Source organism: Pirellulales bacterium (assembly GCA_035533075.1).
Taxonomy (GTDB): domain Bacteria; phylum Planctomycetota; class Planctomycetia; order Pirellulales; family JAICIG01; genus DASSFG01.
On the sequence record DATLUO010000109.1, the window covers coordinates 1 to 11,584 of the forward strand.

Consider the following 11,584-nt stretch of genomic DNA (forward strand, 5'->3'; position numbering starts at 1 on the left):
GCGAAAACGGTTCTTCGAGTATCGCGGCTGCCGGGTCTTGTGTACCTACCATCCAGCCTATCTCTTGCGCAACCCGGCGGCCAAGAAGGACGTCTGGGAAGACATGCAGTTGCTGATGGGCGAGATGGGACTCGTGCTGCCAGGCAAGTAGGGTGGGACCAGCGAGCTTGCAAGCGCCGGCCCACCATCCGAAAAGGCAGAAGGCAGAAGGCGCACGCCGCGCGGTTGAGTCGCGCCTTGCCGTAGAAACCGATCCCGACGTTCGCCGTGAACTGGGCGAAGCGTGAAGTGCGATTCGGCATAAGCCCGAGCCGCCGCCATTTTTTACCCGGTTGTCGAAAAAACACAACGGCCCCCGATTTGCACGCAAATGCCTTTGTACGGAACAGCATCGGCGCGGTCGCCGGAAAGGCAGAGGCCACATGAGCAAGGGCGTAAATCATCACCGCACCTCGGTTCGCCGACTTTTCCAGGGCAATCGCGCGCTGAGTCTGGGGGCGGGTGCGCTGTTCTTGGCCTCGGCGGCGGGATGGGCGTGGCGCAAGTTCAGCTCAGAATTAGAGATCGCACCAGGCTGGCCAGGAAAAACGCCGCACTGGACTTCCAGCGCCAAGCAAGGTGTCGGCACCGCGTGCGGTCCCGGCTCGAACCTATGGTTTACGCTTAACCACGGCATCGTCACCGAGGTCTTTTTTCCGCGAGTCGACCAGCCGGCCGTCGCTCAGATGGGACTGGTCGTCACCGCCTCCGACGGCTTTTATTCGGAAGAGAAGAACGATGCCGAGCACTCGATCGAATACGCGCGTGACGGCGTGCCGCTCTACCGTCTCAGGAACACCTGTCTCGCAGGCCGCTACCGGACCGAAAAGCAAATCTTTTCGCATCCGCGTTTCCCGGTGCTGCTGCAAAAAACGCGCTTTGTGCCTTTGTCAGGCAGTCTCGCTGATTATCGCCTGCACGTCCTGGTCAACCCGCACTTGGGCAACCACGGTTGGCTCAACCAGGCCTGGCTGGGCGACTACAAAGGCGAGGCGATGTTGTTCGCGGAAGAAGACGGGCACATGCTGGCACTCGCTTCGTCCGCGGGATGGAAAAAACGCTCGGTCGGATTCACCAGCGTTTCGGACGGCCGCCAGCAACTCCGCCGCCACGGACGGCTGACGCAGACCTACCGCCGGGCGCCGCCCGGCGACGTCAGCCTCGTCGGCGAAATCGACCTCAGCCAGGGCGGCGAGTTCGTGCTGGCGTTGGCGTTTGGGGCAGCGCCGCAAGAGGCGGGTCTGCGAGCACGACAATCACTGTTGGCCGACTTCGACGCTCTGCGGGAAGACTACGTGGCCCCATGGCGCAATTGGCAAGCCGGCCTGAACTACAGCGACTTGGCTCCCAGCGCGTCGCGCGATCTGTCTCGTGTCAGCGCGATGGTGCTGTGCGCCCACGAAGACAAGAGCGTGCCGGGCGCGTTCGTTGCCAGCTTGACGGTTCCCTGGGGCCAGGCGCGAAAGACGAACGACGTGTTCGGGCCTGTAGGCTATCACGTCGTCTGGCCGCGTGATCTGTATATGACCGCCGGCGGCCTGCTGGCCGTGGGCGACCGCCGCGCCGCGCGACGGGCCTTGGAATACTGCCAGGCCACGCAGCAAAACAATGGTGGCTGGCCGCAGAACCAGGCTGTGAACGGCCAGGCCGTGTGGACCGGCAAGCAACTGGGCGAAACCTCGATGCCCGTGCTGCTGTTCGACCTCATCAATCGGGCGGGTTTGCTTACCGACGAAGATCGGCGGCGGTTCTGGCCGATGCTGCGCGCCGCCGCCGCGCACATCGTAAAGAGCGGTCCCTGGGCCGAGCAAGACCGCTGGGAAAATGCCCGCGGCTTCACGCCGTTCACCTTGTCGAACATGATCGCGGCCCTGGTCGTCACCGCCGAGCAGGCCGATAAGCAGGGCGCAACGATGATGGGCGCGTTCTTTCGCGAAACGGCCGATTCATGGCACGACTCGATTGATTATTGGACCTACGTCCACGACACACCGCTGGCCCGCGAAGTCGGCGTGCCGGGTTATTATCTCCGCGTCGCGCCGCCCGACCGACACGGCGAGCCGGTGAAGTATTCGGGCCACTCGGACGAGTTGTGGTATCGCCCGGAGCGCGATCAAGACCTTCCACCGTGGCAAATCGTGAGTGTCGACGCCTTGGCCTACGTCCGCTTCGGTTTGCGAGCGCCGGACGATCCGCGCATTCTCGATACGATCAAGGTCATCGACGCCGTATTGAAGACGGATACGCCGTATGGCCCCTGCTGGCACCGTTACAATCACGACGGCTACGGCGAAAAGGAGGACGGCTCACCGTTTGATGGCCGTCGCGGCATCGGGCGGCTCTGGCCGCTCTTGACCGGCGAACGGGCCCACTACGAGTTGCTCGCCGGGCGGCCCGACGAAGCCCGGCGGCTGATGGCCGCCATGGAGCGATTTGCCAATGAGGGAAAAATGATGCCCGAGCAAGTCTGGGATACCGACGATATTGCCTCGCGCGAGCTTTATTTTGGCCGGCCGGCCGGATCCGCCATGCCGCTCGCCTGGGCGCACGCCGAGTATATCAAGCTCCGCCGCTCGCTGGCCGAAGGCCGTGTCTACGACCTGCCGCCTCAAACCACGCAGCGTTATCTGATCGAGGGCATTGAGTCGCGGCTTGTCATCTGGCGGCCCAACCATCGCCGCAAAGTAATACCGCCCGGCAAAACCTTGCGGGTGATGCTCGACGCTCCGGCAACCATTCTCGTCGAATGCGACGGCTCCTCTGGAAAGCGGCGGATCGAAACCTCCGATGCCGAAATTGGCGTCTTCTACGCCGATCTGCCAACCGAGAATCTCGGCGACGGCGAGGCAGTGCGGTTCTGCATCCATGAGAAGACGAACAAGCGGTTGCTCCCGGCGCCATGGCAAGTCACGCGCTGCACGGCGGTTTCGGCCGAGACCGGGCCGGAGGCGATGGGCGCCAAGGCAAGGTAACTCACCCGATGATTCAAGCCATGGCCAAAACCACCGTCTCCGATTTGTTGATCGACCGGCTCATCGAATGGGGCGTGTCGATGATCTTTGGCTATCCGGGCGACGGCAACAACGGCATCCTGGAGGTCCTGCGAACGCGGCAAGACAAATCCGCTTCATCCAGGTGCGGCACGAGGAAGGCGCCGCCTTCATGGCCTGCGCCTACGCCAAGTTCACCGGCAAGCTTGGCGTCTGTCTCTCCACCTCGGGGCCGGGCGCCGTGCATCTGCTCAACGGCCGAACGCCAAGCGCATCGGTCTGACCATCGTCCGCGACAAAATTCGCGACTATTCGGGGGCGTGAGCAATACCCAGCCCCTTGCAACTTTCTTCGTAGCTGTTCTCCAGATCAAGCGGAATGGCGAGGTCGTCGGCCAGCCACAAGGGCATGGTGGGCAGAGCTTCTCGTAGAGAAAGCGTCTCGGCCCAGGCTTCCAACTGCCAGTCGTCGCCCTGCTTCGTCATGCGGCAGGCCACTGAATAAAGCGGCTCGGAACCTAGGCGCGGATCGGACCGGCCCAAGAAGTCGAGTAACTCCGCGTAGAGGCTTGGAGTGCGCGTCGTTACGATGTTGACAATCACCACCGAAACCCGCTCGCGCAGCAATCCCGCGCATTTGGCGACGAACGCCCGCCGACTTGCTGAACGGTCCTTATTCGATGGGCTGACGATTTCCACCGCCGCCACCAAGCGGGTACGTCGCCGCCCATCGTAGACCTGCACTTCGTACACTTCCTCGCCGGGCAGGTTCGTGGCCACGACGAGCGTTGGCTGGGGGGGGGCCCAGACCGCCGTCGCCACGCCGCCGTGGCCTTCCTCGCGCTGCGCGCGGGCCGTCCCTTCGGATTCGTAGGTGATCACATCGATTTCCGCGCTCCGTCCGGAATGCACGCTCGGCTCGGCGAAATATCCCGGCGGAAGCTTCTGGCCCAACCCAACCACCATCATGACCGGCCACGTCGCGTGCATAGCTTCCCAGTGGCGCTGCTCGTCAAGCGGGGGACGAAAATGATCACGCAAGGGCATCGGAGGGGTTCCTCGAGGCGGATGTCGTCAAAACCACATTCTAACTTGCAAGCCGAGAGGCCGTCGATAACGGCAGCCGCGGGGTTACTGGGCGGGGCACGAGAAATGCAACGCGCTAACGGCCGGATAAAGGCGCCGGCTTCATTCGCACGCTTAACGAAATGCACTTGCTCCCGACACTTTCCGCCCCCCTGCACGGCATCTCGACGAATCGCCTTCCGTCGACGCGGCTGCGCTAGCGGCCGAGCGGCGGCGGAATATGTCGGGCGAAGTCCGCTTCGACGCCGGCAGCCATTGCGCGAACCGATTCGCCAAGGCGTACCGATCGTCGGTTTGGAACCGAGCTGCGTGGCCGTCTTTCGCGACGAGTTGCGGAACCTATTTCCGAGCGATCTCGACGCCCAGCGGCTCTCTCAGCAGGCGTTTACATTGGGCGAGTTTTTAGCGAAGCACGATTACCGTCCTCCGCCGCTCGATCGCCGCGCCGTGGTACACGGACATTGCCACCAGAAGTCGATCATCCGCATGGAGGGCGAGGAGAAAATCCTGCAGCGCATGGGGCTGGACTATGGCCAGATACTCGACTCGGGTTGCTGCGGCATGGCCGGCTCGTTCGGCTTTGAGGAAGGGAATTACGACATTTCGATGAAGATCGGCTCGCAACAATTGTTCCCCGCAGTCGCCGCCGCCGAGGGAGATACGCTGATCATCGCCGACGGCTTTAGCTGCCGGCATCAAATCGCGGAAGGGACGAACCGCCAGGCAATGCACTTGGCACAAGTGCTGAAGATGGCGCTCGATAGTGGGCCCAGGGGACCAACAGGCGCTTTCCCCGAAGTCCGCTATCCCACCGCGCGGCTCGATGGCCCCGAGCGCTGGAAGCAAACCTTGCGCACGGCGGCGATCGGTGGACTTTGCCTCGGCGGTGCCGCGGTCGCAGTGCTGCGGCGCGAGAAATGCTCAGTCGCAGGCGGCGCCGCTAAGGGAATTGTTGGTAGGGCGAGCTTGCCGAAGGAGACCATCACCATGTTTTCGATAACCACCAGGCATATCAGCCGAAGCAACGTCGCGAACTGGCAGCAAGAGCACCCCTGGGAACCGTCCCCAAAATCGTTTCCTCAGCCGGTGCCCCTGGTCTGCCAATCCGATCTTATCAATCCGATGCTGCGGGCAGGCGACATTGCCGCCAAGGGAGTGCGTGTCTGCGATCAGAGGCTCCCGGTCGTCGAGGCGGTGCGGTTACTGGCGGAGTGCGAATCGGGCTTGCTGGCGGTGGTGGAGGGCGGCAAGCCGGTGGGAGTGCTAACCGAGCGCGATGTGGTCCGTGCGCTGGCGAAAGGTTTGATGGAATTCTCGCGATCGCCGGTCGGAAGCGTGATGTCGAAGGAGTGGGCGCAGGTGCGCGACGATGCCACGCTCGACAAGCTGCTCGCGTGCTTCGGCAGCCGAGGCACGCTCGTCGTCGATCGGCATGGCGGCTTGATCGGCATCATTTATTGGCGTTGCCTGGCGAGTCACTTCTCCGAACGAGGGCTGGGCAGGGCTTTGGCGAAACTCTTTGAGCGGTCTTTGAAATAGCGATGCACGAATTGGGTTTTCCGTGGGAGATTCGCGTCGCGCACTGGTTCAACGTGTTGTTTCTCACGTTGCTGGCGCGCAGCGGTCTGGCGATCCTTTCCGCCCATCCCAAGCTTTATTGGAACATCGACGCCTGGCCGACGAGCGAATGGCTGGACCTCTTGCGCAAACCGCTTCCCCAAGACCGCATGTGGTGCTCGACCGACGAAGAAGGCGAGTGGCGCGGTTGGCTGGCTTTGCCCGGCGGCGATGGTCTCGGACTGGGCCGCTACTGGCACTTCTCGACTGCGGCGCTGTGGGTGATTTGCGGCCTATGCTACGTGGCGGTGCTGTTCACGTCGGAGCAATGGCGGCGGCTCGTGCCGGCCTCCTGGGAAATCTTCCCCTGCGCGTGGCGGACGCTCGTCGCCTATTTGGAGCTGAAGTCGCCGGAACCGCACCCACCCTTCACCTATTCCAGCGGGTTGCCGTTCAACGCCCTGCAGCAGCTCACCTACTTCGGCGTCGTCTTTCTGTTGACGCCGCTGCAAATCCTGACCGGGCTGGCGCAATCGCCCACCATCCTTGCGCGGTTCCGCTGGTATGAGCGTTTATTTGGCAATCGACAGGCGGCGCGAAGTCTGCACTTCATCGGTCTGGTGTTCTTCGGCGGCTTCTTGGCTATTCATCTGGTGATGGTCTTCTGGCACGACTTCGCCAAAGAGATGGACAAGATGGTGCTCGGCCGTACTCGCTCCGACGGGTCGACCGAAGGGATCTGGTTGGGAATGGCGATCATCGGTGGCATCGTCTTGTTTCACATGGCGGCCAACCTTGCGTCGGCCTACGCCAAGCGGACGGTCCACAGGATGCTGGCGATGGTCTATGGGCCGCTGCGCTGGTTGCTGTTGTACGGCGTGAAAAGCGTGCAGGTCCGCGACGAATCGGAGATATCGCCTTACCATCGCACCAACGGTTATCCACCCATTTCCGCCTACCCGCAGGCCAAAGGAGACGACGACACCTACGAGCGGCTGTTGGCGAACGATTTTCGCGACTACCGCCTGGAAGTGACGGGCCTGGTGGAGCGGTCGCTACGGCTGTCGCTGGACGACCTGCGGGCCATGCCCAAGCAGGAGCAAGTGACGCTGCACAATTGCATTCAGGGTTGGACCTCGATCGGCAAGTGGGGCGGAGTGCGGCTTGCCGAAATCCTCAATCGCTGCCAGCCGTTGCCGGCAGCCAAGTACCTGGTGTTTTACTCCTTCGGCAAGCACGAAACGTCAGGCCAGTGCTACTACGAGTGCGTTTCGCTCGACATCGGTCGCTATCCGCAGACCCTGCTCGCCTATGAGCTGAACGGCGAGCCGCTACCGTTGCAACACGGCGCACCGCTGCGACCGCGGTTCGAAACCAAGCTCGGTTTCAAGATGGTCAAGTTCTTGCGTGCGATCGAAGTGGTGGACGATTATCGCAGAATCGGCGGCGGCATGGGCGGCGTCCGCGAAGACAAGCAGCAGTTCGACATGGGTGCGGAGATTTAAGGTGACGACGACTTTCATAGGCAAATCAACTCCCATCTGGGATGACGTCCAGATCGAATCCTTCCAGCGTTTGACTCAGCCCGGCCGGTTCGATGCCGTGGTGGTGGGTGGCGGCATGACCGGGTTGTCGGCCGCCTATTTCCTTAAACGGGCTGGCCAGTGCGTCTGTGTATTGGAGCGCGATTCTCTTGCCGGCGGCGACACCAGCCACACGACCGCGCATCTTACCTGTGTCACCGACGAACGATTGACGAAGCTCGTCCGATTCGTCGGCCGCGACCGGGCGGCATTGACCTGGTACGCCGGTACGAGCGCTCTTGATCTCATTGAGCAGGTTGTGACCGAGAACGCCCTTGACTGCGATTTCCGCCGCACTCCCGGCTTCCTCTGTTCAGCCATCGACGGGAAAGACGATGAAAGAGACCAACTGAAAGACGAGGCGGAGCTTGCCCGTGAGCTGGGATTTGACTTGGACTACGTCGACGATGTGCCGGCCATCCACAAGCCTGGCATCCGCATTCGCGACCAGGGGAAGTTTCATCCGAAGGCGTACCTTGCCGGACTAGCGCGATTGGTTCAGGGCGATGGGAGCGTCATCCACGAGCATAGCGAAGTGTCGGGTATTGAAGATGATCCCCTCGTCGTCGTGGCGAACGACGTAAGAATCGAGTGCGACTACGTCGTGATCGCGACGCACGTGCCTCTCACCGGGAAAGGCGGCCTGCTCAAGGCTTCGCTTTTGCAAACGAAGCTGGCCGGCCAGACGTCGTATGTTGTCAGTGGCCTGCTGCCGGCGGGCCTGGAACCTGATCTCAGTCTTTGGGACACCAGCGATCCCTACTACTATCTGCGCATTGATGCGGGGCAGCAGTATGATCGGGTGATTTTTGGCGGCAACGATCACAAAACGGGCCAGGAAGCCGACACGGAATCGCGATACCGGCAACTCGAAGCGATGCTGCTGCAAGTCTTGCCAAAGACGAAACTCGATCATCGTTGGTCCGGGCAAGTCATCGCGACTCCAGATGGGTTGCCCTTCATCGGCGAGTCGTCCCCGCGGCAGTTTGTCGCTGCCGGGTTCAATGGCAATGGCATCACCTTTGGCACGCTGGCGGGAATGATGGCCCGCGACGCCATGCTGAGCCGCGCAAACCCCTGGCAGGACCTGTTCTCCGTCGAACGAAAGATGGTGCCCAAGGGCGCCTGGGACTACATCAAGGAGAATCTCGACTTCCCGTATTACCTGGTCGCAGACCGACTCGCTCGACCGGCGAAAACGGAAGCCGCCGACGTCAAGCCCGGTGAGGGACAAATCGCAAAAATCGACGGGAAGCGAATCGCCTGCTCGCGCGACGAGAAAGGTACGTTGCACCTTGTCTCGGCGATCTGCACGCACCTGGGCTGCGTCGTTCGCTGGAACCCCGCCGAGCGGTCATGGGACTGTCCGTGCCACGGTTCTCGGTTCCGGCCGGACGGCAAAGTCTTGGCCGGGCCGGCAGAATCTCCGTTGCAGCCGGTCGAAGGGCCGGAGAGCGTGCGTTCGGGCGACCATTAAAACACGGCCCTGCCATGCGAAAGCCAAGCAGACGTAAGCAGCCGGCGCTATGGCTGCTCGTACGGCAGCCGACGACCATAGACCTTCTCCGTGAACCTGGCCCAGGCGTCTTCCATGCTCAGGCCAGGAAACTTCATCGCTTCGGTGTCGGTCTCGCCCAATTTCAGACGCCCTGCTTCCCAGAGATGGCGGACCGCCTGGGCCGAAAAGCCGAGCAGCCGGGCGCCCACAACATCGGCCGCCACGGGATCGCGGCTGGCAATGACCAGCCCCGTTTCGACGCAATGGCCGAGCAGCGGTCCGGTGCCGATCATTGCCGGGTGACCCACGGTCACCGCCAGCGCAATCGGAAACCGCTTGGCCATCGAGGCGATAAACGTGTGCATGTCGTCGAAGAAACCGTGCTTGTGCTTTTGCTTGGAGCGAGGGTGCCCGTAATAGTCGGCGGCCGGGTACGACATCGCAATGTTTTTCAGGGCCAGCGTTACGGTCGCAGTTTCGTGCAACTTTAACTGGTTCACCGCCACGAGCGTCTCGTACTCCAAAACGCGCGGATTGACCGTCACCTTTTGTTGTGGTCCCTGCACTTCCGGCTCAGCCGCCGACTCAAGCTGAACCTCGATGAAGGGGGGCCGGTTGTGATCGAAGAAGATCGCGCCCTCTTCTTCGACGACTTTCATCAGCCCGGCGAGTTTGAAGACCTCATCCGTTTCTGCGCTCCCGGCGCCGCCGGTGACGACCAGCTCCCTTGGACCAAACTTCTTCAGGTGCCGGATCACGGCCCGAAGCGTATCGGGCTGAGTGACGCCGGTCGTATCGTCTTTCGACGCCCAGGTATCATTCGGCTTGACCGCGACGAGCTTGCCTCGCACGATTGCCTCGAGTTCGAGATGATCCAGCGCCTCGCGAACGGCCCGGCCGATATCGACGTTTTGAGCAATTGCGACGGTGGCCATGAGTTTTGTTCTCCGTGGACGTCCAAAGGGCATTCTGGTCAAGCGCCGACGCCCCCTGACGCTCTTGAAGGCAAGTGGTCAATATCCCTGATGAATCCGATCGAGCAGCGGCTGGGTTGTTGCGGACGCCAGCAACTGCAATGCCGAAACCGCCGACAAACTCCTCTGGCAGGCAAAATGCGGCGAAGATCGTAACGGATCGCTCTCCGCCGGCAGAAGTCGCGGTCTCAAATTGACCACGGCGGCGCGTGGCAGGGCGACGGCATCCGCAGGACAAGCGGCAGTTCCACATGGGCGCGGAAATCTAACGCGACAACAGTGGCCCGCGGATGCCCGCAGCAAAAAATACTACGAGTGTGGCCGCACCAACCGAAGTCGCAACTGGCGGACGCCCTCGCCCGCGATAGCCACGATGGCGACGCCCGTGCAGATGATTCCCGCTTCCTTCAAGGTGGCTTGCATTCCGCCCAGCGCGATCAAGAGGGTAGTCGCCGACGCCGGGGGATGCGAGGCGCGCAGCAGCGACGTTCCCAACATCGTGATCAATACTGCGAGCAGCGCCGCCTCGAGTCGCACCGTCGGCAAAGTATGGCTGGAAAGTACCGAGGGAGCTGCGCTGGCGTCGAAGACGGCCACGGCGGCGAACGCCGACAACAGGCCCAGCAGGTGCCCGACGACCACATTGTAAAAACGCGCGCTCGGCAAGTGAGGAGCTTCGGCTTGCAGGAAAGCGGTCGGACCAAGGCTCGGAAACAGCCAGGGTTGGCCGATCACATAGCCAAGCAGGCCGGGAATCGCCAGCAGAAACGTGACGGTCAACGGCGCCCAGACGGCATCGGGCACCGCCACGCGTTTATCACTCGTACTCCTTGCACGAGGCTTGTCGCCGGTGCGGTTTTGGAAAACATCGGTTCGGCTCACGTTGGCACCTCGTCCGCGGAATTGCTCACCGCCACGCGTTTTTACTCCGGCCAGTTGACGCAAGAGGGATGCCATATTCGCTCCCGCAATACGACAATTCACGGAACAATACTTGCTTGCGCCCCAGCCTGGCTTCCAGGGGCCACTCTGCCGCGGCGCCCAGACCATCAAGTCCAAGCGAAACGGTGGCTGAACCGCAAGCATCGACGACCAATTAATGGTTCTGCGGGACGATGCCAGGTGACACTCGAGTTCGAACCCTGCCAAAGCGAAAGACAATACGATAGACTGGCAATTTTACATGCGCAGGGAGCGGCATACATGGATGATTCGTTTTCGCCCGACGTTGTGCGACGGGCACTCGTACAGCGTTTGGAGAGCCTTCAACGCGCAGGAATACAGGAAGTTCCGCGGCCGCGGGGCGCGGCGGTGGCAAGCGGTGCCGTCTCGCCGCCATTGCCTGCCACCAACTTGCCCGACCGACCTGTCGTCGCTCACCCGCCCAATAGCACCGCGGCTGTGCATGTCGCGCAAGCATCGCCAGCGCCGGTCCGCGCAGGGGCAACTGTGGACAAGCCGGCGCTCACGGCGAAAAACGCTTCACTGTTTGCCTCGCCCGCCTGGGACGGGGCGCCCAAGCTGCCGCACGCCGAACGCGAGATGGCGCTCAATCTGATTTGCGGGCAAGTGCGCGGCTGCGAGCGCTGCGGCGAACTGGCCGCCACGCGCAAGCAAACGGTGTTCGGCGTCGGCAACGCCAGTGCCCGGCTGTGCTTCATGGGCGAAGCGCCGGGCGCCGACGAAGACGCCCAGGGCGAGCCGTTCGTCGGCCGGGCCGGACAATTGCTCAACAAAATCATCGAAGCCTGCACGCTGCGACGACAGGACGTTTACATTCTCAACACCCTCAAGTGCCGCCCACCGGGCAACCGCAATCCGCTGCCGACCGAGACGGCCAACTGCCGCGAGTATCTCG

The 11,584-nt window shown here is 62.3% G+C and carries 9 protein-coding genes; 6 read left to right on the forward strand and 3 right to left on the reverse strand.

All coding sequences use genetic code 11. The features are described 5' to 3' along the window. The first annotated feature begins 422 nt into the window (after positions 1-422). Both VNH11_14290 and VNH11_14295 read left to right on the forward strand, forming a co-directional pair. Positions 423-3,011 (forward strand): glycoside hydrolase family 15 protein, encoded by a 2,589-nt coding sequence (locus VNH11_14290; GenBank protein ID HVA47536.1) that lies wholly within the window; start codon positions 423-425, stop codon positions 3,009-3,011. Between the two features lie 67 nt (positions 3,012-3,078). Beyond that, positions 3,079-3,312 carry a thiamine pyrophosphate-binding protein gene (locus VNH11_14295; protein HVA47537.1) on the forward strand — a complete coding sequence of 78 codons (234 nt, stop codon included), beginning with the start codon at positions 3,079-3,081 and terminating at the stop codon, positions 3,310-3,312. A 25-nt stretch (positions 3,313-3,337) separates the two neighbouring features. Here VNH11_14295 and VNH11_14300 read toward each other — a convergent pair whose 3' ends face one another. Next, positions 3,338-4,075, reverse strand: coding sequence for a DUF4058 family protein (locus tag VNH11_14300; protein ID HVA47538.1), 738 nt, complete (start codon positions 4,073-4,075; stop codon positions 3,338-3,340). A 348-nt stretch (positions 4,076-4,423) separates the two neighbouring features. Between VNH11_14300 and VNH11_14305 the strand changes: the two genes are divergently transcribed. Genes VNH11_14305 through VNH11_14315 form a run of 3 tightly spaced genes read left to right on the forward strand, consistent with a single transcriptional unit; the run spans position 4,424 to position 8,731 of the window. Then, positions 4,424-5,653: a CBS domain-containing protein gene (locus VNH11_14305; protein ID HVA47539.1), complete on the forward strand. Its 1,230-nt coding sequence runs from the start codon at positions 4,424-4,426 to the stop codon at positions 5,651-5,653. A 2-nt stretch (positions 5,654-5,655) separates the two neighbouring features. Next, a complete protein-coding gene (locus VNH11_14310; protein HVA47540.1) occupies positions 5,656-7,176 on the forward strand; it encodes a molybdopterin-dependent oxidoreductase in 1,521 nt (506 codons plus the stop codon). 1 nt (position 7,177) lies between these two features. After that, positions 7,178-8,731 carry an FAD-dependent oxidoreductase gene (locus VNH11_14315; protein ID HVA47541.1) on the forward strand — a complete coding sequence of 518 codons (1,554 nt, stop codon included), beginning with the start codon at positions 7,178-7,180 and terminating at the stop codon, positions 8,729-8,731. Positions 8,732-8,778: 47 nt separating this feature from the next. On the opposite strand, the gene VNH11_14320 is transcribed toward VNH11_14315, so the two are convergent. After that, entirely contained in the window at positions 8,779-9,687 is a 909-nt protein-coding gene (locus VNH11_14320; protein ID HVA47542.1) for a DUF362 domain-containing protein, read from the reverse strand. 348 nt (positions 9,688-10,035) lie between these two features. Further along, entirely contained in the window at positions 10,036-10,608 is a 573-nt protein-coding gene (locus VNH11_14325; protein HVA47543.1) for an HPP family protein, read from the reverse strand. 567 nt (positions 10,609-11,175) lie between these two features. Here VNH11_14325 and VNH11_14330 point away from each other — a divergent pair. Continuing rightward, positions 11,176-11,584, forward strand: a 409-nt coding sequence (locus VNH11_14330; protein HVA47544.1) for a uracil-DNA glycosylase, incomplete at its 3' end; no start/stop codon positions are given.

Excerpts from the sequence above, each read along its gene's own strand:
- VNH11_14290 (HVA47536.1), top strand. The coding sequence starts at position 423 with ATGAGCAAGGGCGTAAATCATCACCGCACCTCGGTTCGCCGACTTTTC.
- VNH11_14295 (HVA47537.1), top strand. The coding sequence starts at position 3,079 with ATGGGGCGTGTCGATGATCTTTGGCTATCCGGGCGACGGCAACAACGG.
- VNH11_14300 (HVA47538.1), bottom strand. The coding sequence starts at position 4,075 with ATGCCCTTGCGTGATCATTTTCGTCCCCCGCTTGACGAGCAGCGCCAC.
- VNH11_14310 (HVA47540.1), top strand. The coding sequence starts at position 5,656 with ATGCACGAATTGGGTTTTCCGTGGGAGATTCGCGTCGCGCACTGGTTC.
- VNH11_14320 (HVA47542.1), bottom strand. The coding sequence starts at position 9,687 with ATGGCCACCGTCGCAATTGCTCAAAACGTCGATATCGGCCGGGCCGTT.